The sequence below is a fragment of the Candidatus Thiodiazotropha sp. CDECU1 genome (assembly GCF_963455295.1).
Taxonomy (GTDB): domain Bacteria; phylum Pseudomonadota; class Gammaproteobacteria; order Chromatiales; family Chromatiaceae; genus Thiodiazotropha.
Window position 1 is genome coordinate 402,563 of sequence record NZ_OY734020.1, and the last position, 21,344, is coordinate 423,906.

Genomic DNA, 21,344 nt, shown 5'->3' on the forward strand with positions numbered 1-21,344 from the left:
GGGATGCTCTACCCACTGATAAAAAAGCTCTATCAGCGGGGAATCATCCCGGTTGTCACGCTGATAGTGCTCGCCTATCTAATCAGTGGTAATGCCGCTGTGCAACGCATCGATCTCCTTCTGTATGACTATTTTCTCAATCTGCAGGACAACCGAGTCAGTGATGAAGTGCTTGTGGTCGCCATCGATGATGTCAGCCTGAACAGTCTTGGTCAGTGGCCCTGGTCACGGCGAGTGCATGGTCAGATGCTCGACCGCCTCACCGATATGGGGGCCAAAACAGTTGCCTTCGACATCCTGTTCGCTGAATCCGAGACCGCTGATTCCCAGGCGGACAGCATATTCGCACAAGCCATCGAACGGAATGGTAGAACGGTACTGGTGGTTGCTCCAAGTAATCCAGGGCCGGAAATGCCGATCACCGAGGTGCTGCCGCTGACCCTGCTGGCAGAGGCAGCAGCTGGTGTGGGGCATGTGGACTTCGAAATAGACAGAGATGGTTTATGCCGCAGTTTCTATCTCAATGCCGGTATCAGTGATGCACATTGGCCGGCGCTTTCGCTGGCACTGTTACAAGTAGCGGGTGTGTCACCCCTGGCGGAGCAGGTAGATGGAAATCAGGCTCCACATGTTGAACATATAGGGTGGATACGCGATAGACGTTTTCTGATTCCCTTCGATCCCAATCCCGATGCTGTTAAGGTTTTGTCTGCACATATTTTATTGAGTGATGATGAGGCGGCGTCCTTGGTCAAGGATAAGTATGTTCTGGTCGGCTCGACTGCAACCGGTTTAGGCGATGTTATGTCGACGCCGGTCTCACTCGTTCATCAACGCATGCCTGGGGTCGAAGTGAATGCCCATGTATTGAGTGGACTGTTGCAAGGGACCTTGATCAGGGAGATAGGCACAGCACATTACCTTGTGTTGACCCTCCTGGTAACTGCAATTGCCGCACTATTCATGTTTAACGCAAGTTTTCCTTCGGCAATTATTATCTTCTTTATGTGTGTATTAGGCATTCCTGCTGTTGCAGGGATTGCGATGTATGTAGAGCAACTATGGTTTCCACCCATGGCCTCCACGGCCTCCTTGATTCTTGGGTTTCCCCTCTGGGGAGTCTTCTCTCTGTTACATGAGCGGCGTATCAATCGTTCCCTCAGTGACCGCATGCATCATCAGGCGCTGCACAATGCTGCCACCGATCTACCAAACCAGTATGCCTTGGAAGACAGGTTGAATAGGCTGAGTAAAGAAAATAACAGGGATGGCAAGATAGCTGCCTTGATAATCGTGAACATCCAATGGTCGGGCTCTGCTGGAGAATTTCTGGGACGATCCGATGCTGATCAATTGCTACGTGCCATAGCACAACGAATGCGCAATGCCGTGCGTAGTGACGACATGGTGGTTCATCTAAATGGTGATGATTTTGGTGTTTTGATCGAAGGCCTGAGTGATGGCGAAAGTGCGCAACAGGTAGCAAAAAATCTACTTAACGTATTACAGGAACCACTCCAGGTCGAGCAATCCCAGCTCTTTCTGACACCACGCATGGGGCTCAGTTTGTGGCCCCAAGAGAGTCAGGACGGGGATGCGCTGTTACGTGATGCCAGTATGGCGATGTTCAGTGCCCGCATCAGGCACTCTACGGACACTTGTATCTATTCCATGCAAGTGGCGAAAGAGGTGGAGCAGCGCTCACAGCTTGAGCAGGCATTGATAAGCGCAATAAAGCGGGATGAGTTCGAGGTCTACTATCAACCGCAGATTGTCACGGGAAGTGGTCGTTTGATCGGTGTTGAGGCTTTGTTGCGCTGGCATAATCCAAAGCTTGGCCTGGTCTATCCAGGTACCTTTATTCCGGTGGCGGAACATACCGGTCTGATCAGGGAGATAGGCAGGTGGGTGTTGCATACAGCCTGTCATCAAGTACAGCAATGGAATGAGAGCGGTCTCGGCCCGTTGCGCTTGGCGGTTAACCTGTCGCCCCTGCAATTTGTCGATCAGAATCTGTTCGCAGAGGTGTGCGATACCCTTGAAAAGAGTGGTCTTGATCCCGCTCAACTAGAGCTGGAGATCACTGAAAGTGCAGTCATGCAGAACCTTGAGGAGGCGAAGGCAGGAATGCGTGCCCTGAAAGAGCTTGGGATTAAGCTGGCAATCGATGATTTTGGTACTGGATACTCGTCATTGAGTAATCTACAGCACTTCCCGCTGGACAGGATAAAGATTGATCGTTCTTTTACCCGTGGCATAGTCACTGATGACGATGTCCGGGAGATCACTCTGACCATTATCAATATGGCCAAACGCTTGAACCTCGAGGTTATCGCTGAAGGTGTGGAGAGTGAATCCCAGGTCACTCGCCTGGATCAGTATGGTTGTGATGAATTGCAGGGCTACTACTTCAGTCACCCGCTACCCGCTGCAGAGTTGGTAAGATTGTTAGATGGGCGCGACTCCATTCATGGCGGATTGTTCGCTGGTGAGCGATTGACTGGTATTCGCTAACGGTTGGCGTTGTCTGACTACCCTGGATTATGAAATGTATTTGCTGGGGCTGGTATTGGATCGGGTGTTGGTTCAGAAGCTCAGAAGGCTACTGTTTCCTTTACTATCCCTATGTTCGATGCTGAAGTGACAACTGTGTAAGTCTGCCTTCAAGGTTGCGGTTGCGCTTGTATGCTTCCAGGTTAAGTGCAGGAGATGGGATTCGCAGCGGTGTATCTCCAGTTCGCCCTTGAATGCATTTGAGCTGTTGCGCAGACGAATCAGTTCAAGCTGGTCTCTGACGATCTGTTTCTTCAGACCTGATTCAGCAGTTTCCAGGGGGATGTTGGTACGGTTGATCTCTTTATGCCCGGCTGTCCCCCCCATGTCTGCTGCCCAATAATCATTCTTGCCGGCAAACAGGTCTAGGTACCAGACCTGTGGTATGCCTGGCATGAATAGTTGTATCGCACGTGCAAGGCGCAGTTTGTTTTCATCCTCGCCTAGCGCACTGAAGAAGGTTGCATTGACCTGATAATATGCGATCTTCTTGCCGTCTGGGCCATACAGGTTTTTCACCCTGCCACCGCGCTCGATAATTCGCTCAATCAGGGTCTCGATCTTATCGTCATCCAACAAGCCTTCCCGCTTGACGCCATTCATCTCGCTGCCTCTCAGGTCGAGTAGGGGAATACCGTCATGACAACCGAGCATGTTGATGGTTTGGAGTTCTTTCTCCTGAATGTCGTTGATCCAGTTGAGCAGATGTTTGTTTGTGGCATGTTCGAGGGCGTCGATCACAAGCCCAGGGAAAAAGAAGTCGTAGATCGGATAGCCTTTTTCAGCCACCTCTTCATGCAGTCCGGCGCCATATTCTGAATGGATCTCGGGAAAGATGGTCAAATCATAGCGATTTGCGGTCTGTTTGAGTCGTTCCAGGTACTCCCAGGTTCCTGGCCGGTTGAAGAAATTGCTCTCCCCGGGTTCTTTATGCAGATAGGCGAAGGCGTCAAGCCTGACTATCTTGGCCCCATAGCCCTTTAGTTTCTTCAGCGTCTCTTCATAGAATTGCCAGACCTTCTCTGACTTCGCATTCAGATCCATCTGTCCCAGGTAGTTCCGGTTGCGATCAAGCACCTCGAGGATTTCACTCTTGTAGTGGGCATAGCCGTCCAGGTTGAACTGATCCGCATCCGATTCTGTCTCTATGTTCTCATTTACAATGGTTGCAATCGTTTTTGCAGCTTCGTGGGTTACACCCTGAATGCCGGTGAAATCATTGGCACTCACCGATTTGTAATTGACTTGCTGATAGAAGGTGTTCCAGTAGGGACGTTGGGAACCATCAGGAAAACCGACCTTTAGGATCGGCAGTCCGGGTTTGCGCATGAAGAGCTTGTTTAAATACTCCTCCTTCGGTACCACATAACCCTCATCTGCCATATGCCCGTGAGTCCGCCAAAACTCGTTCCAATCGACGAAGAAGTGTTTGTACTCCGATGTGTCGCCATGGGTCAGCAGGTCCTTGAATTGTGGTGATGCCACTGACAGGTGATTGAGGATAAGATCAAATTTGAAGGTGATATTGAGGTCGCTCAATGCCTCCAGATCCTGTTCGCAGACGAGTTCGTCATTCAGGTCATAGTCGATGATGGAGAAGCCGCGGTCGAGATCACTGTTGAAAAAGGTGGGCAGGATATAGAACTGGGAGAATGTATCCTTGAGTTCCGGATGTTGCAAAAGCGTGACCATATCGGAAAGCTTGCCACCGATACTATCCGGATAGGCGTTCAGCATTACCCCGTTCGGGAATGGTTGTCGATTACCGCTGTGTTCGGCACTCATCTTGGATCCTGCTTTAACTCATTGTTTTGTTGTTGTTTCTAGAGTGAAACGAACCTTGGGGATTATATCGTCTCGAATCCAGATTACAACTGACGTTTAATTAAGACCGTCACTCCTGTTGGCGGCAGAATGGAGTCGAGATTAAGTGGTTTTTTAATGTTGTGTGAACTGACTCGGACAGGGAAACCCGGGGATCCCGGGTTATGCCTGATTCCGTTGCAGTGTGTTCGATTTGGCGCCTGCTGCTGAGTCCATGACAGATAGGTTTTGGTTATCGGTTCGGATGCCAAATGGATATACTGAGCGACTCTGTGCCTGGGCATTGCCTATGGATGTTGGATGCAATCTTAATTGGGAGTGATAAATGGCTTCGGGTTCGAAAAAGGTCATCTTTGCGGCATTGATTGGAAACAGTTTGATATCCATAACCAAGTTCGCCGCTGCATTTATCACAGGCAGTTCCGCCATGCTTTCCGAAGGCATCCACTCATTGGTGGATACCGGCAACCAGGGTCTCCTGCTGTATGGAATTGCCAGATCAAAGCGTCCGGCGGGCCCGGAATTCCCCTTCGGCCACGGTAAGGAGATCTATTTCTGGAGCTTCATCGTGGCCATCCTGATCTTTGCCCTCGGCGGGGGCATCTCAATCTACGAAGGTATCAAACATCTGCAGCATCCTGAACCGATAGCGAATCCCTTGATTAACTATGTGGTACTCGGATTGGCGATGCTGTTCGAGGGGGCCGCCTGGATGTTCGCGTTTCGCGAATTCACCCGTGCTAAGGGCAAATGGGGCTATCTGGAAGCAGTGCAACGCGCCAAGGACCCTTCCATATTCGTGGTCCTGTTCGAGGATACCGCCGCAATGCTTGGACTCATCGTTGCCTTCGCGGGGGTTGCATTGGCCCAGATTACCGGTAACTACCTGTTTGACGGAATAGCCTCGGTCGTCATTGGCCTGATCCTGGTCGGCACAGCTGTCTGGCTGGCCTACGAGACCAAGGGTCTGCTGATTGGGGAGAGCGCCAGCCAGGCAGTGGTAGAGGGGATCCGGGAGATGGCAGGCCAGGATGTCGCGGTAGAGTGCGTCAACGAGGTGCTGACCATGCATATGGGACCGGATTTTGTGTTGGTCAATATGAGCATCGATTTCAGGGACGCTATCACCGCGGATGAGGTGGAGAGGGCGATTGGCGTTATGGATAGGCAGATCAAACTGCGATTCCCGCATGTGAAAAGAGTCTTTATAGAGGCTGAAAAACGTTTTTCATCAAATGGTTAGAATTGTTTTAGGGTGTTAGCCAAGGTTCCTTGTCGGGTTGATTTGCACGCGCCCAGGAAACCACGATTCTTTTCTCGCCCTTGGCACCTGCCACCGATCTTTATGGTTGACCGGCATGGGGCTTGTGGGTAGAATTCCCGCTCTTTACCTCGCCCGGTTGTTTGGCGGGGCGTAACGCTATTTTTTTCGGGGATTCAAGCAATGTATGCGGTAATTCAAACCGGCGGCAAACAGTATCGTGTTTCGGAAGGCGACACCATCAAGGTCGAAATGTTGACCGCTGATGAGGGGGCCTCCGTCGAGCTGGACAAGGTGTTGATGATCACCAACGGTGATGACGTCAAGGTCGGTGCGCCTTATGTGGATGGCGGAAAGGTTACCGCTACCGTTAAATCCCACGGCCGGGGCAAGAAGGTCAAGATCATCAAGTTCCGCCGTCGTAAGCACCACATGAAGCGTCAGGGGCACCGGCAGTGGTACACCGAACTTCAAGTGACCGGCATCAGCGGCTGAGGAGAGAGTTAGATGGCACATAAAAAGGCAGGCGGCAGTACACGAAACGGTCGCGATTCAGAATCCAAACGCTTGGGCGTGAAGATCTACGGCGGTGAGTCGGTCAAGGCGGGTAATATCATTGTTCGCCAGCGCGGCACCCAGTTCCACAACGGTGTCAACGTAGGCATTGGCAAGGACCATACCCTGTTTGCAAAGGCTGACGGTAAGGTTCAGTTCGATGTGAAGGGGCCGCGTAATCGCAGATATGTGAGTATCGTCATCGACTAGGCTTCACGCAAATGGAACCCTGTAAAGCCTCGTCAAATGACGGGGCTTTTTACGTTTTAGAGCCATTTATAACGCAAAGTACGCCAAGAAACGCAAAGAGTGCCATGGTGAATCAATTAACATTGCGTACATAGCGCTTCTTGGCGTGCTTTGCGTTATATTCCAACCAATCCAGTCCAAACTCTTGCCATGAAATTTGTAGACGAAGCCAGGATCAAAGTGGTTGCCGGGGACGGAGGGAACGGCTGTGCCAGTTTTCGCCGCGAGAAATATATCCCCAAAGGCGGACCCGACGGGGGGGATGGGGGTAATGGGGGCAGCGTCTATCTGGTTGCCGACAGCGGATTGAACACCCTGGTCGACTTTCGAACCCAGCGCATGCATAAGGCTGAACGGGGTCAGAACGGCATGGGACGGGAGCGGAGCGGCCGCAAGGGACAGGATCTGCATGTCCGGGTGCCCGTGGGAACCCGGGTGTTGGAAGGGGAGACCGGTGAGTTGCTGGGTGAGCTGTTGCATCACCAGCAGGAGCTTTTGGTGGCGAAGGGAGGTGAGCGGGGGATCGGAAATGTGCACTTCAAGAGCAGTACCAACCGTACCCCGCGCCAGTTCACCCATGGAACACCCGGTGAGCGACGCGAGCTCAATCTGGAATTGATCCTGCTGGCGGATGTGGGCCTGCTGGGGATGCCGAATGCGGGTAAGTCGAGCCTGATCAGTCGTATCTCCAGCGCCCGTCCGAAGATTGCCGATTATCCATTCACCACCCTCTACCCCAATCTGGGAGTGGTGAGTCTGGGTAGCGGACGCAGCTTTGTGGTCGCGGATATACCCGGTGTGATCGAGGGGGCTGCGGAGGGGGCGGGTTTGGGACTGCAGTTTCTCAAACACCTGTCGCGTACACGTCTGCTGCTACACCTGGTGGACGTGGCCCCCCTGGATGAGAGTGTGGATTACGCCGTTGAGGTGAAACAGATCGAACAGGAGTTATCACGCTATTCGGCGGAGCTTGTGGACAAAGAGCGATGGTTGGTGCTGAATAAAAAAGATCTGCTGCCAGATGAGACATTTGATGAACGGTGTAGAGAGTTGCTTGAGGCGGTAGAGTGGGATGGGCCTGTTTATGGCGTCTCTGCAGTTACAGGGGAAGGGGTGAAAAGTCTGATCGGCGATCTCATGCAGCGGCTGGAAGCAATCTGGCATGCGGAGAGGTCGCTGGATGAAGAGACGGACGATGAGTCCTGGGATCCTCTGCGAGGTTGAGACAGAACTGCGGATCCTTTCGGATCCGTTTTTACCGGCCCCAGGTCGTTGAATAGCACGGTGACGGATTAATGATTACCCGGGAAAAGATCGCTACCTCCAAACGCTGGGTGATAAAGATCGGCAGCGCACTGCTTACCGCCGATGGCAAAGGGCTCTCCCATGATGTGCTTGCCGGCTGGGTCGAGCAGATGGCGGCACTGAGGCATGCCGGGCATGAGATTCTACTGGTCTCATCCGGCGCCGTTGCCGAAGGCATGAGTCGCATGGGTTGGAGCCAGCGTCCGCACAACCTGAATGAACTGCAGGCGGCAGCGGCTATCGGTCAGATGGGCCTGGTGCATGCCTGGGAGGCCTGCTTTCAAAAGTATGGACTGCATACCGCGCAGATCCTCCTGACCCGCAACGACCTGGATGATCGCTCCCGCTACCTGAATGCCCGCTCCACCCTGCGCACCCTGCTTGAGTTGGGCGTGGTACCCGTGGTGAATGAAAACGATACCGTGACCACCGATGAGCTCCGCTTTGGGGATAACGATACCCTGGCGGCCCTGGTGGCCAACCTGATCGAGGCTGACCTGTTGCTCCTGCTCACCGATCAGGAGGGATTGTTCGACGCCGATCCCCGCTTCAATCCCTCGGCTGCCCTGTTCCATGAGACCCGGGTCGACAATCCTCAGCTGGATGCCGTGGCGGGGGGGAGTGTTGGTGGGCTCGGACTCGGCGGCATGGTGACCAAGGTGCGGGCCGCCAGGCTTGCGGCACGCTCGGGTACCGGTACGGTGATCGCCTCGGGGCTTCGGGATCGGGTTGTGGAGACCATCAGCCGCGGTGAACGGGTTGGCACATTGCTGATGCCGGTACAGGAGCCTCAGGCCGCAAGAAAACGCTGGTTGGCAGGGCAGTTGCAACCCCGTGGCAGCCTTACCCTGGATGAGGGTGCGGTACGTGTGCTGCGTGAACAGGGCAGCAGTCTGCTGGCTGTCGGCGTGTCTGGTGTGGAGGGTGATTTTGCCCGTGGTGAGGTAGTGGTCTGCCTGAACAATGCCGGTGATGAAATCGCCCGTGGCCTGGTCAACTACAATGCCCAGGAGACCCAGCGGATTATGGGGAAACCCAGCAGCATGATCGAGGGGGTACTGGGTTACGTGGATGAGGACGAGCTGATCCATCGGGATAATCTGGTGTTACTGTAGTAGGTCGGGCCAGGTTAAAAGCAACACTGACACTGAACAGTGTTCTCAGATACTCAAACAGGTGATGGGGTCTATCAATCTGGTTACAGAGGATTGAAGTGTGTGTTCAATCACAGACTTAGGATTGCCAGCTCGATAAAACTGGTCACAACCCAGGAACGAATGCCTGGATAGTAACAATGAACTGTTTTACAAGGGATGCGGGATAGCAGGACCTAAAGGAGTGGGATAGATGGAATATGCTATTTACAAAACAGAGGGAAGTCGAAATTCACCCCTGCTGAAATTATCTTTATATCTGCTGTCGATGCTGGGCCTCATCGCTTCCTTCGACATCAGTGGGGCGGTTTGGTCGCCCCGAGAAACGGCTGTGTTTGATCTCGTTAACCAACAGCGAACGCTCAATAACCTGCCCCCCCTCGTGCAGAATGACCAGCTGCACGATTCAGCCCGGGGACACTCCCGGTCCATGGCCACCAATGACTTCTTCAGTCATACAACTCTGGAAGGTAGTAATGGAGTAACCTTTGTGGATCGTCTCCGTGACGTTGGTCATGTGGACTGGACTTACGGTGGCGAGAACATCGCCGGCGGGCATGGCCGCACCTTCACGCCTTTGGAACAGATGCAACCCGTGGATGCTGCACACAGTGTTATGTACGGTACAGTTGATATTGCCGATCTGAATTCGTTCTTCTTCACCGATCCGCAAGATAGTTGGAACAGTTGGGATAGGGTGGGGGATGGTATTACCGGTGCTCAGTGGGACGCCTGGTATAGCCATAGAAGAGAGGCATCCAACTATCGAAGTGACGGCGGTTGGATGGGCAGTCAAGGCCATCGTGAAAACATCCTCAGTCGCCTGTTTGACCGGGTCGGTGTGGGTTATTTCTGGGAGTCGGACGATTCAGCGCCTATCCTCGGGGATGAAGACGAAATCACCTTCCCTTTACATACCTACTGGACCCAGGATTTCACTGGCGACGAAATCGTGGATCCTGTGCCCCTGCCCGGGGCCTTTTGGCTGTTGGGTTCCGCGCTGGCGGGCCTCTTTGCAGTAGGACACCGGAGAAGGGAAACGGGATCTGATTGCGGGCCTCTCGCCTGAGCCAAGTACCCGACAAGCAAAAAAAACCGGCCATCGGCCGGTTTTTTGCGGATTCGTGATGGTTCACATGGCCTTGATCTGCACATTCAGGCGGCTTTTATGACGCGCAGCCTTGTTCTTGTGGATCAAACCCTTGCTGACAGCGTTGTCAATAGCTGGCACGGCCTGTTTGTAGGCTTCTACGGCGCTATCTTTGGACCCTGCGGCGATCAGTTTTACTACCCGCTTGATGTGGGTACGCATTTCACTGCGCTGGGCCTGGTTCCGGCCGCGTCTTTTATCGGCCTGGCGGGCGCGTTTACGTGCTTGGGCTGAGTTGGCCAAGGTTTTCTCCTGGGATGAAACTAGCTTTTTAAAGGGGGCGAATTCTCCCTAATATTCTCCCCCATGTCAACATCTTTGATCCGGCACCTTTCTGCTGGTATGGTCGCCTCAGCGGCCGCAATCTGGCACGCGCACTCCTCAGCAGGTTGCCTGGGTATTGGATGGGTAATCAACAGCGTTGCGGAGTTCGCCAGGGAACCTCAACCCCGTTTGCGCCGCGGATTGACCCTGGTTCATACACGTTAGATACAAGGACCCGACCCTGGCCTCGTTTTTTCGCGCCTTTACCGCAGTGGGCAGCCATACCATGCTGTCACGTATCCTCGGCTTTGTCCGGGATCTGGTGTTCGCCCATTGGTTTGGCGCCAGTGCGGCCACCGATGCCTTTTTCGTGGCCTTCAAGATCCCCAATTTTCTGCGTCGCCTGTTTGCCGAAGGCTCATTCTCGGTGGCCTTCGTACCGGTACTGACCGAATACCGGACCAAAAGGAACAAGCTGGAGCTGCAGAGGTTCACCGATCATATGGCGGGCTCCCTGGGGTTGGTGGTGCTGTTGGTCTCCCTGGTGGGGGTGGTGGCGGCGCCGATACTGGTGATGATATTCGCGCCGGGATTCTGGAATGAGAGTGAGGGCAAGTATGAGCTGACAGTGGAGATGCTCACCCTGACCTTCCCCTATCTGTTCTTCATCACCCTGACCGCTTTTTCCGGCAGTATTCTGAATACCTACAATCGCTTCTGGGTGCCCGCCTTCACCCCGGTGCTGCTGAATCTCTCCCTCATAGGGTGTGCGATCTGGCTCTCTCCCATGATGGAGCGGCCGATCGTGGCCCTGGCGTGGGGAGTCCTGATTGCGGGCATGGTCCAGTTTCTGTTTCAATTGCCCTTCCTGTGGCGGGTCAAACTCTTTCCCAGACCTCGGGTAGCATTCAAGGATCCGGGTGTGGTGCGGGTCATGCGTCTGATGGTGCCCGCACTCTTCGGTGTCTCGGTGAGTCAGATCAATCTGCTCCTGGATACCCTTATCGCCTCGTTCCTTGTCAGCGGGAGCATCTCCTGGCTCTACTATTCGGACCGCTTGATGGAGTTTCCCGTGGGAGTGCTGGGTGTTGCCCTGGGTACAGTGATTCTGCCCAGTCTCTCACGCAGGCATGCGGAAAACTCCCCTGAAGCCTTCTCCGGCACCCTGGATTGGGCCCTGCGCCTGAATATCCTGTTCGGCCTGCCGGCCGCGGTGGGCCTGTTTCTGTTGGCCGGGCCGATGCTGGCCACCCTGTTCTTTTCCGAGGCCTTCGATCATCACGATGTGGGGATGGCGACAAAGAGCCTGATGGCCTATGCCCCGGGGTTGATGGCAATCATGCTGATCAAGGTCCTCGCCCCCGGTTTCTATGGTCGTCAGGATACCAAGACGCCGGTCAGGATCGGCATCATTGCCATGAGTGTGAATATGCTGCTGAATCTTCTCCTGGTATTCCCCCTGGCCCATGCCGGCTTGGCGTTGGCGACCACGATCTCTTCGGGATTGAATGCCTATCTTCTTTACCATGCCTTGAGAAAAGGGGGTATCTATACCCCGACAAAGGGCTGGGCGGTATTGTTGTCACGTACCCTGGCAGCCTCGCTGATTATGGCTGCACTGCTCTTGTGGGGGGTAGGGGATATCGGCGAATGGCTGGCGGATTCCACTTCCTCTAGGGTGTGGCGGTTGGCCGGGCTGATTGCCTCAGCCATCCTGGTCTACTTTCTGACACTGTTTCTCCTGGGCACCCGCCCCAGCCATTTTCGGAGTATAAATCGATAGGGCGTGATCTCTATTTTCCTTTTCCGGGTCTTTACTGTTATTGGCGTTCGTTTGCGGTTAATCGTAGGGTGCGGCTTGCCGCACCAACACCTAAGTATCAGCATGGCGCTAATACTTCAACGGTGCGGCAAGCCGCACCCTACGCAAGAAATAGGTTTGAGTTTTCAAGCCAAGCAATTCACCTGCAGGTCGATGACTGGGTGCGTGTTGTCTGTCAGGACGATTTGCTGTCCTGGCAGACATTTTTAAATCACGGCCGACACTGCCTCATTTGACCCAGGAAAGGAGAGGGATTAAGCGAATCTTCAATCAGGGATGTCCAATTTTCCCACAGGCCCTATAATTGACCGCTCGAGTTTGGGCGGTTAATCAATGCAACTGGTTCGCGGACTACACAATCTGAAACCTGATCACCATGGCTGCGTGGCCACTATCGGTAATTTCGATGGTGTCCACCTGGGCCATCAATCGGTCTTTCGCCACCTCATGGAAAAGGGGGTGGAACTGGATCTGCCCACCACCGTTGTCACCTTCGAGCCCCAGCCCCGGGAATTTTTTCAGGCTGCATCCGCGCCGGCCAGGCTTACCCGTATGCGGGAAAAGCTACAGGCAATCAAGGAGACCGGGGTGCAGCGGGTGGTGGTATTGGAGTTCAACAAGCGCTTGGCGGCCATGCCTGCCGACGCCTTTGTCAAGGAGCTGCTGGTGGAGGGGTTGGGGACACGCTTTCTCTCGGTGGGTGACGATTTTCGCTTCGGCCGAGGACGCGAGGGTGATTTCGAGTTGTTGCGCAGGATGGGCAGGGAATACGCTTTCGAGGTGGAGAATATGAACACCTACAAGCTGGATGCGGACCGTGTCAGCAGCACCCGGATCAGGGAGCTCCTCACCCTTGGCGACCTGGAAGGCGCCGCCCAGTGCCTGGGACGACCCTACCGGCTGTGCGGCCGGGTGGCTCATGGTCACAAACGGGGGCGCAGCATCGGATTCCCCACCATGAATATCAACATGCATCGCAGGGTGAGTCCGCTGCATGGGGTGTATGCGGTCAAGCTGGATGGCTTCGGTGTAAAAGACCTGCCTGGTGTGGCTAACATTGGAAACCGACCTATGGTTGAAGGAGATCACCGCTATCTATTGGAAGTGCACCTGTTCGATTTCAACCGGGAGGTCTATGGGGAGCATGTCTCGGTGGAGTTTGTGCGCAAACTGAGGGAGGAGCAGCGATTTGACACGTTTGAATTGCTGCGACAACAGATCCTGCGCGACGCGGACCAGGCCAGGGCAATATTGGGTGTTGCAGACAACGCCTGACGCCACCTAAATTCGATGTTGTTTATGGTTAGATAGACTGGAATCGTGCTGGAATATTTTGCGCCCGGCGCAATTTTGAGTTTCAATACTCTATTTTTTCGCACCCACAACAGGCAGCCGTAAGTGAGCGATTACAAGCAAACCCTCAATCTACCCAAAACCGATTTTCCCATGCGCGGTAATCTGGCCCAGCGTGAGCCGGAGATGCTGAAAAAGTGGCAGCAGAAAGATCTATATAAAAGGATTCGCGAAGTCAGCGCCGGCCGGCCCGGTTTTATCCTGCATGATGGACCGCCCTATGCCAATGGCGAGATCCATATCGGCCACGCGGTGAACAAGATTCTCAAGGATGTGATCGTCAAGAGCCGTACCCTGGACGGCTATGACGCCCCTTATGTGCCGGGTTGGGACTGCCATGGTCTGCCGATTGAGTTGCAGGTGGAGAAGAAGATCGGCAAACCGGGCAAGAAGGTGACCACCGGACAGTTTCGCAAGGCCTGCCGTGAGTATGCCGCCAAGCAGGTCAACGGTCAGCGGGAGGACTTCAAGCGCCTGGGTGTATTGGGTGACTGGGACAATCCATACCTGACCATGGACCACCAGTTCGAGGCCGATATCATCCGCTCCCTGGGCCGGATTGTCGCCAACAGGCATGTGCAGAAGGGCTATAAGCCGGTGCACTGGTGTACCGATTGCGGTTCCGCCCTGGCCGAGGCGGAGGTGGAGTATCAGGACAAGGACTCCTTCGCCATCGATGTGCGCTTCTATGTGGTCGATGAGACCGATCTTGAGGCGCGCTGTCACCATGGTCCGGAAGGTTGCGGAGAGGGCCCGGTCTCGATGGTGATCTGGACCACCACTCCCTGGACACTGCCGGCCAACCAGGCGGTGGCCTTGAACCCTTCCCTGGAATACGCCGTGGTGGCGTTCGAGGGTCAGCATGGCAAGCAGCGGATGGTGATCGCCGAGGCGATGCTCAAGGATGTCATGGACCGCTACGGGATCGAACACTACCATGTGGCGGGTTATGCCAAGGGTGAGGCGTTCGAGGGAGTGAAGCTGCAGCACCCCTTCTATGATCGCCAGGTGCCGGTGATTCTTGGTGAACATGTCACCCTAGAGGCGGGTACCGGTGCGGTTCACACCGCCCCGGGCCACGGCCTTGATGACTATCTGGTGGGTGTTCGCTACGACCTGCCGGTGGACAACCCGGTGGGCAGCAATGGCTGTTTCCTGGAGGGAACCCCCCTGTTTGCCGGTGAGCATGTCCTGGCCGCCAACGAGAAGGTGATCGATGTACTGAAACAGCGTGGCGCCCTGATGCATGAAGAGCGGCTGCGCCACAGCTATCCCCACTGCTGGCGCCACAAGACCCCGATCATCTTCCGCGCCACACCCCAATGGTTCATCAGCATGGATCAGAGCGGCCTGCGGGAGGCTGCCTTGCGGGAGATCGACAAGGTGACCTGGATGCCGGACTGGGGCCTGGCGCGTATCAAGGGTATGGTGGAGAACCGGCCCGACTGGTGTATCTCCAGGCAGCGCACCTGGGGGGTACCGATCACCCTGTTCATCCACAAGCAGAGTGGCGATCTCCATCCCCAGACCCCGGAGCTGATCGAACAGGTGGCGAAACTGGTAGAAGCGTCGGGCTTCGAGGCGTGGTTCAACCTCTCTCCCGATACCCTGCTTGGTGATCAGGCGGCTGACTATGAGAAGGTCACTGACACCCTGGATGTCTGGTTCGATTCCGGTGTCTCCCACCACTGTGTGCTCGATGCCCGGGAGGGACTGAAGTTTCCCGCCGATCTCTATCTCGAAGGCTCCGATCAACATCGCGGTTGGTTTCAATCCTCACTGATGAGCTCGGTGGCGATGAACGATTGTGCGCCCTATAAAGAGGTATTGACCCACGGCTTTACCGTGGATGCCGAGGGCCGCAAGATGTCCAAGTCCCTGGGCAACGTGGTGGCGCCGCAGAAGGTGCTGAAGACATTGGGCGCCGATATCATCCGTCTCTGGGTGGCGGCCACCGACTATCGCAACGAGATGAGTGTCTCCGACGAGATCCTCAAGCGTACCTCGGACGCCTATCGCCGGATCCGCAACACGGCGCGCTTTCTGCTATCCAATCTGAATGGCTTCGATCCGACGCAGAACCAGGTCGCACCGGAACGGATGATCGAACTCGACCGCTGGGTGGTGGATCGTACCCTGCAGCTGCAGCAGGAGATCGTGGAGGCCTATGCCAACTACCAGTTCCACCTCATCTACCAGAAGATCCATAACTTCTGTGTCAATGAGCTGGGCGGCTTCTATCTCGACATCATCAAGGACCGGCAGTACACCACACAGGCCGACAGCCTGCCGCGCCGCTCCTGCCAGACCGCCATGTATCACATCATCGAGGCGATGGTGCGCTGGCTGGCGCCGATCCTCAGCTTCACCGCGGACGAGATCTGGCAGTCGATGCCGGGGGAACGCAGCGACAGTGTTTTCCTCGAGCAGTGGTATGGTGATCTCTTTCCCCTCGATGCCGATGATCGTTTCGATCGCGACTTCTGGCAGCGGGCAATCGCGGTGAGAGAGAGTGTGGGCAAGGCGATGGAGTCGTTTCGTGCCGCGGGCAACTCATCACTGGATGCCGAGGTGAATATCTACTGTGGCGATGAACTGAAGGCGATGCTGGATAGCTTGGGGGATGAGTTGCGTTTCGTCCTGATTACATCCGAGGCGCGGGTCTATGCAATGGAGCAGCAGCCGGCCGATGCGGTTGTGGACGAGGAGTTGGCCATCGCCGTCCAGGTAACGGCTTCGGCCCATGAAAAATGTGTCCGTTGCTGGCATCACCGGGAGGATGTCGGGTCCAATGCCGAACATCCGCAACTCTGCGGACGTTGTGTGGAGAACGTGGTCGGGGATGGTGAAACTCGTCACTATGCCTGAGACTGCGCGAGAGGAGTGACAGGATGACACGCTGGCTATGGTTGTCACTGGTTGTGGTGGTGCTGGATCAGGTGACCAAACAGATTGCCGAGTCCAGCTTGACCCTGTATGAGTCGGTCAGGGTGTTGCCCATCTTCGATCTGACCCTGCTCTACAACAAGGGTGCGGCATTCAGCTTTCTCAGCAACCAGGGTGGCTGGCAGCGCTGGTTCTTCATCGTCTTGGCAATCGGCGTATGTGGGGTATTGGTCGGTTGGATATGGCGCCTGAAACGGGACGAGCAGTGGATTGCCGTGGCCCTCTCCCTGATCATCGGCGGCGCCATCGGCAACGTCATCGACCGCATCCTGTTCGGCCAGGTCATCGACTTTCTCCATTTCCATTATCAGCAACACTACTTTCCCGCCTTCAATGTGGCCGATTCGGCGATCACGCTCGGGGTGATCATTATGCTTTACGATGCCTTGATATTGGCTAAGAAGCGTGAGTGAACCGAGTTAACTCCGGCGCAGTGGTTGGCGACTGGCGGCTGTCCCAGTATTTACTAGTGGCACTTTTTTGGATTTTCATGGGTACTCTGATGTGCAAATCAGCCGTTACTAGACTCTGCTATACATGTATAGCATTCCTGGAGACTTCCTATGTTAGCCCTTCGATTACCCGATGACATTGAACAACGCCTGGCCGACCTGGCAGCCAAAACAGGTCGTTCCAAGAGTTTTTATGCCCGTGAAGCGATCCTTGAGCACCTGGAAGAGCTGGAGGATGCCTATCTCGCCGCTGAGCGACTGAAGGAGCCCGCCAAGCGCTGGACTCAGGAGGAGTTGGAGTCGGATCTTGATCTGGAACGTTGAGTGGGATGATCGTGCCAGGCGTGAATTGCGCCAGTTGGACCGCCAAGTACAGTGAACAATCCTACGCAATTTTTCAGAACGAATAGCAACCGATGATGATCCCCGCCGTTTTGGCAAGCCACTCAGGCATGAGATACAAGGTCTATGGCGCTACCGGATTGGTGATTATCGCGCTATTTGCCAGATTGAGAACGACAAGCTTGTCGTACTGGTATTAGCCGTTAACCATCGCCGCCAAGTCTACCGATAGCCTTCCTTTTTTCGCAGCTAAAGAGATATCTTATTTTGTTGTTACTTTCTGATTAGTTGGCATGAGCTATTGAGTTGCATTGCCATATACGCATTTCTTTAAATGGTGAGTCCCCATTTCCATTCTGTCCAACTCTGTCACCAAGATTATTTCTCATATCCAGTTTTTTCTGCACTCACCAGATCACACTCGATATTCCGCATGCCGGTGTGTGATAAGTGATTGATATTTGGTTTAAATTATATTTTTATCAAACAATTGCTGTTCTTTAGTAGGCAATTTCCAAAGATAAGCGCCCCAACTCAAGTCAAGAAAATCAAAAAAAGGTCGCTAGAAATTTGAGCACTTGTACTTGATTGGGGAAAGATGTGTTTAATCGTATGTATAAGTTTTTCATGGGAAAAACAGTAAGGGGATTCAATCTATCCCACAAGCCCAAGTTTGATCATATGACCAAATATATACTCGGGTTTTCAGTTCTTGAATTACTACTCATAACGGCGGTACTTGGCATCCTACTATCAATTGCCATACCTAACTACTCAGAATACATAAGAAATTCAAGGGCGAACAAAGCTATGGAAGTGATGCAAGGAATTGAAATCAATCTTCATGATTACAAGATTGATATGGGTCGCTATCCTGAGACTCTCTCTGAGATAAATATGACGATTTTAGATCCTTGGGGAAATCCGTATCAGTATCTTGCGATTGAAGGCGCAGGTAACGCAAGGAGAGGACATCAGCGTAAGGATCACAACCTGGTACCGATTAACTCCGATTTTGATCTATATAGTATGGGTGAAGATGGTAGAAGCTCACCACCGATCACAGCCTCACATAGTCACGATGATATAATCCGCGCCAATAATGGTGCCTACTACGGCTACGCTGAGGATTATTGACTTCATGCAGATAACATCCAAAGTGTTGTCCAACGGCGTTTCCCGCAGAATCGTTCTGCTATTTATTTCCATTGCAATCATTCCGCTGTTGATTTTTACCGGTTTAACACTATACAAGGTCAAAGATAATCTGGTAGATCACCATAGCCAACAGTTGAGGCAGATGGCTAAGAACATTGGTATGAATATCTTTGAGGTTTTGCAGTACAACAAGGATGAACTTGATCTTTTTGCATCTATTCTCACCGAGGGCAACAGTAAAACTGTTAAGGACTTCCTCCAGTATAGAGACCCTAATCAGACTTATCGTATAGATTCACTTTTCATACTTTCTCCTACAAATACTACCCGTGTGCTACATGGTGAACTCAACCTTAGCGGCAACCGGCTGTTAGATAAAATCAATGAAAATTTCGTACCTAATAAAGCGATTTTGTTAATTCAACCCGTCGACAACCAACAGGCTAATGTTGATGTTTTTATCTTCGTGCCAATGGGAGATTACTCTAAATCCAGAGAACTACTTGGTGCTAAATTAAATATGCAGACCTTACTTAACATCGATCTGTTAAGTACACGAAGTGAAGCTGTCTGTATCCTTACCGAGTCTGGGGTGCCCATCTATTGCAACAAAAGGCAAGATACCAAATGGCTCTCGAAAATAGTAAAACTAGCGCAAACAAGTTTTAGTAGTAGCTTTGTATTTCAAGGTGATGAAGAACAAGAAATGATCTCCGCTTACTGGTCAATCTTTCTAAAACCTCATTATCAGATAGAAAAATGGAATGTGGCTATTGCATTACCTTATTCTAAACAGATGGAGGCTGTGCTCACGTTTCAAGGCGTGTTTCTGAAGGTTGTTTTCGTTACCTTTATCCTTGTTGTGCTACTAAGTATATTTTCAATAAGAAAAGTATTGCTTCCTTTGGAAAAGCTTCTTATTGGTACACGTCAATTGAGTCAGGGAATATTCAAAACCCGTGTTTCAATACAGACCAAAGATGAGTTTGAAGAGCTTGGTATCTCATTTAACAACATGGCGGAGAAGCTCGGCAACCATTTCCTACAGCAAAACTTGTTGATTGAATTCAGTTCTCATATACAGAATGCAAGTACGATAAAATCTGCTTTACTCGTTGCTTATGAGGCACTACCAAAGTTCACAAGGGACTCTCATTTTGTATTAGTACAGATAGAAGGACACGCGAGTTTTTACGAAATGGCTTGTATTTATAGCAACAACGACAAGCTTATTGAGCGCAGTATGCTAAACATGGCATCTTCCACAGTACTCCCAAAGATGGTTTGGAAAGGAACGCTCAATGATGCCAACCAATTCCTGCCAATCCTGGCTGAAACATCACTACCACACAGCGATAAAATTGTACTCTATCCTGCTCTGCACAATGGACAAGTCACAGCTTACTTGGTGATGCTTCAGTCATCGACTGAGACACAAGAGAAGAGTGCCTTATCTTTATTGACCCAGTTCTGTGATATCTTAGCAAGCGCCCTATCAAATATCTCTTTAAAAAAACAGCTTCAATACCAAGCGGATCATGACTCTCTGACAGGCCTACCCAACAGAAAGCTAATAAAATCAGAGACTGAAAAGGCAATACAGCTTGCTAATGCCCGGCAACATGAGTTGGCTATCATGATTCTGGATATTGATCGTTTTAAAATGATCAATGACTCAATGGGGCATGTCATAGGGGATGATCTTCTCAGGCAACTGGCCAACCGCCTGCGACAATTCACTAGTCGGCGTGATATTCTTAGTCGTTTTGCTGGCGATGAATTCGTATTTCTATTCACAACTGACCATGCGACTATTCGAAACATTATACCGGAAATTATCGCTCGCTTGGACAGGGTATTCATCGACTCCTTCAAATTGGTTAATCGTGAAATCCACATCAGCGCTAGTAAGGGGATCGCCATCTACCCTGATGATGGTAAAACTTTCATCGATTTACTGAAAAACGCTGATGCAGCCATGTATCAGGCTAAAAGAAGTAAGCCAGGCAGCCATGCTTTCTTCTCAAAAAGTCTACAGGACTCACTGTCTGATGAGATGGAGATCGAACAGGATCTGATTGATGCGCTAACAGAGAGACAATTTGAGCTTTACTATCAACCCAGCATAGATCTGTTGAATGGTAAAATGATAGGTGCTGAAGCACTACTACGTTGGCACCGCCCAGGGTTTTCGCTTGTTTCTCCTGGTTTATTCATTGAACTTGCTGAGGATACAGGTCTTATTGAGCCGATTGGTAATTGGGTCATGAAACATGCCTGTGAGGTCTATCTAAGCTGGTGTAAGCAGGGAATACAGCTGGAATATATCTCTGTTAATGTCTCGAGTGTACAACTTAAAAATCCAACATTTGTAGAGACTGTCAAACATACATTACAGACTACAGGTATGCGGCCAGACAATTTGGAAATTGAGATCACAGAAACTGCATTCATTAAAGATTACCAGGCCAGCCTGCAAAAATTACATGCGCTCAGAGACATTGGCATCAGGATAGCAATTGATGATTTTGGTACAGGTTACGCATCACTTAAACATCTAAAACAGCTACCTGCAGATAGATTGAAAATAGACCGTTTATTCATAAAAGATCTTCCTGGAAACCAGAACGATTCCGCCATAATCAGCTCATTGGTAACGCTTGCTGACAAACTCAATCTAGGCCTGATTGCGGAGGGAATTGAAACTGAGGAGCAAAGAGACTTTCTCATAAAAACTGGGGTTACTATCGCGCAGGGATTTCTGATGAGTCCGCCTTTATCGAGTGAAGCGTTTTGGCATTTTTACCACGATAACAAGCAGGTTATAGGGTATAAAGGGGACACTTTGAGCCTCCCTTATATCAACGGACACTCTAATTAAGCCACTACAGTTGAAAGTGGTTCTACGCGAGTGGGCTTTCGTTGCACAATAATAAAATAAACCAGAAATAAACCA

At 52.2% G+C, this 21,344-nt stretch carries 17 protein-coding genes; 15 read left to right on the forward strand and 2 right to left on the reverse strand.

Annotated elements, in window-relative coordinates:
* Nucleotides 1-3: 3 nt before the first annotated feature.
* The gene (locus R2K28_RS01765; protein ID WP_316367708.1) at nt 4-2,514 is read left to right on the forward strand and encodes a putative bifunctional diguanylate cyclase/phosphodiesterase; all 2,511 of its coding nucleotides are present in this window, start codon (nt 4-6) and stop codon (nt 2,512-2,514) included.
* Between the two features lie 72 nt (nt 2,515-2,586).
* Here R2K28_RS01765 and R2K28_RS01770 read toward each other — a convergent pair whose 3' ends face one another.
* Nucleotides 2,587-4,338, reverse strand: coding sequence for a glycosidase (locus R2K28_RS01770; protein WP_316367709.1), 1,752 nt, complete (start codon nt 4,336-4,338; stop codon nt 2,587-2,589).
* A 364-nt stretch (nt 4,339-4,702) separates the two neighbouring features.
* On the opposite strand from R2K28_RS01770, the gene R2K28_RS01775 reads away from it, so the two are divergent.
* From R2K28_RS01775 to R2K28_RS01800, 6 genes are all read left to right on the forward strand, one after another.
* Entirely contained in the window at nt 4,703-5,620 is a 918-nt protein-coding gene (locus R2K28_RS01775) for a cation diffusion facilitator family transporter (RefSeq protein WP_316367710.1), read from the forward strand.
* Between the two features lie 201 nt (nt 5,621-5,821).
* Nucleotides 5,822-6,133: a 50S ribosomal protein L21 gene (rplU, locus tag R2K28_RS01780; protein WP_316367711.1), complete on the forward strand. Its 312-nt coding sequence runs from the start codon at nt 5,822-5,824 to the stop codon at nt 6,131-6,133.
* A gap of 12 nt (nt 6,134-6,145) precedes the next feature.
* Entirely contained in the window at nt 6,146-6,403 is a 258-nt protein-coding gene (rpmA, locus tag R2K28_RS01785; protein ID WP_316367712.1) for a 50S ribosomal protein L27, read from the forward strand.
* 189 nt (nt 6,404-6,592) lie between these two features.
* Nucleotides 6,593-7,666: an Obg family GTPase CgtA gene (gene cgtA, locus R2K28_RS01790; RefSeq protein WP_316367713.1), complete on the forward strand. Its 1,074-nt coding sequence runs from the start codon at nt 6,593-6,595 to the stop codon at nt 7,664-7,666.
* Between the two features lie 71 nt (nt 7,667-7,737).
* Entirely contained in the window at nt 7,738-8,862 is a 1,125-nt protein-coding gene (gene proB, locus R2K28_RS01795) for a glutamate 5-kinase (protein WP_316367714.1), read from the forward strand.
* Nucleotides 8,863-9,094: 232 nt separating this feature from the next.
* Complete coding sequence (locus R2K28_RS01800) at nt 9,095-9,970, forward strand: CAP domain-containing protein (protein ID WP_316367715.1); 876 nt, start codon at nt 9,095-9,097, stop codon at nt 9,968-9,970.
* Between the two features lie 63 nt (nt 9,971-10,033).
* Here the strand turns inward: R2K28_RS01800 and rpsT are convergent, their stop codons facing one another.
* On the reverse strand, nt 10,034-10,294 hold the full coding sequence (rpsT, locus tag R2K28_RS01805) for a 30S ribosomal protein S20 (RefSeq protein WP_316367716.1): 261 nt from the start codon (nt 10,292-10,294) through the stop codon (nt 10,034-10,036).
* 307 nt (nt 10,295-10,601) lie between these two features.
* Between rpsT and murJ the strand changes: the two genes are divergently transcribed.
* The 8 genes from murJ (at nt 10,602) to R2K28_RS01845 (ending at nt 21,269) form a co-directional block, all read left to right on the forward strand.
* A complete protein-coding gene (murJ, locus tag R2K28_RS01810) occupies nt 10,602-12,098 on the forward strand; it encodes a murein biosynthesis integral membrane protein MurJ (protein ID WP_316367717.1) in 1,497 nt (498 codons plus the stop codon).
* A 372-nt stretch (nt 12,099-12,470) separates the two neighbouring features.
* Nucleotides 12,471-13,412 carry a bifunctional riboflavin kinase/FAD synthetase gene (gene ribF / locus R2K28_RS01815; RefSeq protein WP_316367718.1) on the forward strand — a complete coding sequence of 314 codons (942 nt, stop codon included), beginning with the start codon at nt 12,471-12,473 and terminating at the stop codon, nt 13,410-13,412.
* A gap of 123 nt (nt 13,413-13,535) precedes the next feature.
* Nucleotides 13,536-16,358, forward strand: coding sequence for an isoleucine--tRNA ligase (gene ileS / locus R2K28_RS01820; RefSeq protein WP_316367719.1), 2,823 nt, complete (start codon nt 13,536-13,538; stop codon nt 16,356-16,358).
* Between the two features lie 23 nt (nt 16,359-16,381).
* Nucleotides 16,382-16,849 carry a signal peptidase II gene (lspA, locus tag R2K28_RS01825; RefSeq protein WP_316367720.1) on the forward strand — a complete coding sequence of 156 codons (468 nt, stop codon included), beginning with the start codon at nt 16,382-16,384 and terminating at the stop codon, nt 16,847-16,849.
* A 150-nt stretch (nt 16,850-16,999) separates the two neighbouring features.
* A complete protein-coding gene (relB, locus tag R2K28_RS01830; protein WP_316367721.1) occupies nt 17,000-17,212 on the forward strand; it encodes a type II toxin-antitoxin system RelB family antitoxin in 213 nt (70 codons plus the stop codon).
* A gap of 82 nt (nt 17,213-17,294) precedes the next feature.
* Complete coding sequence (locus R2K28_RS01835) at nt 17,295-17,462, forward strand: type II toxin-antitoxin system RelE family toxin (protein WP_335342912.1); 168 nt, start codon at nt 17,295-17,297, stop codon at nt 17,460-17,462.
* A 368-nt stretch (nt 17,463-17,830) separates the two neighbouring features.
* Nucleotides 17,831-18,367 carry a prepilin-type cleavage/methylation domain-containing protein gene (locus R2K28_RS01840; RefSeq protein ID WP_316367722.1) on the forward strand — a complete coding sequence of 179 codons (537 nt, stop codon included), beginning with the start codon at nt 17,831-17,833 and terminating at the stop codon, nt 18,365-18,367.
* Nucleotides 18,368-18,371: 4 nt separating this feature from the next.
* Nucleotides 18,372-21,269, forward strand: coding sequence for an EAL domain-containing protein (locus R2K28_RS01845; protein WP_316367723.1), 2,898 nt, complete (start codon nt 18,372-18,374; stop codon nt 21,267-21,269).
* Nucleotides 21,270-21,344: the final 75 nt, after the last annotated feature.

Excerpts from the sequence above, each read along its gene's own strand:
- R2K28_RS01765 (WP_316367708.1), top strand. The coding sequence starts at position 4 with ATGCTCTACCCACTGATAAAAAAGCTCTATCAGCGGGGAATCATCCCG.
- R2K28_RS01770 (WP_316367709.1), bottom strand. The coding sequence starts at position 4,338 with ATGAGTGCCGAACACAGCGGTAATCGACAACCATTCCCGAACGGGGTA.
- R2K28_RS01775 (WP_316367710.1), top strand. The coding sequence starts at position 4,703 with ATGGCTTCGGGTTCGAAAAAGGTCATCTTTGCGGCATTGATTGGAAAC.
- rplU (WP_316367711.1), top strand. The coding sequence starts at position 5,822 with ATGTATGCGGTAATTCAAACCGGCGGCAAACAGTATCGTGTTTCGGAA.
- rpmA (WP_316367712.1), top strand. The coding sequence starts at position 6,146 with ATGGCACATAAAAAGGCAGGCGGCAGTACACGAAACGGTCGCGATTCA.
- cgtA (WP_316367713.1), top strand. The coding sequence starts at position 6,593 with ATGAAATTTGTAGACGAAGCCAGGATCAAAGTGGTTGCCGGGGACGGA.
- proB (WP_316367714.1), top strand. The coding sequence starts at position 7,738 with ATGATTACCCGGGAAAAGATCGCTACCTCCAAACGCTGGGTGATAAAG.
- R2K28_RS01800 (WP_316367715.1), top strand. The coding sequence starts at position 9,095 with ATGGAATATGCTATTTACAAAACAGAGGGAAGTCGAAATTCACCCCTG.
- murJ (WP_316367717.1), top strand. The coding sequence starts at position 10,602 with ATGCTGTCACGTATCCTCGGCTTTGTCCGGGATCTGGTGTTCGCCCAT.
- ribF (WP_316367718.1), top strand. The coding sequence starts at position 12,471 with ATGCAACTGGTTCGCGGACTACACAATCTGAAACCTGATCACCATGGC.
- lspA (WP_316367720.1), top strand. The coding sequence starts at position 16,382 with ATGACACGCTGGCTATGGTTGTCACTGGTTGTGGTGGTGCTGGATCAG.
- relB (WP_316367721.1), top strand. The coding sequence starts at position 17,000 with ATGTTAGCCCTTCGATTACCCGATGACATTGAACAACGCCTGGCCGAC.
- R2K28_RS01845 (WP_316367723.1), top strand. The coding sequence starts at position 18,372 with ATGCAGATAACATCCAAAGTGTTGTCCAACGGCGTTTCCCGCAGAATC.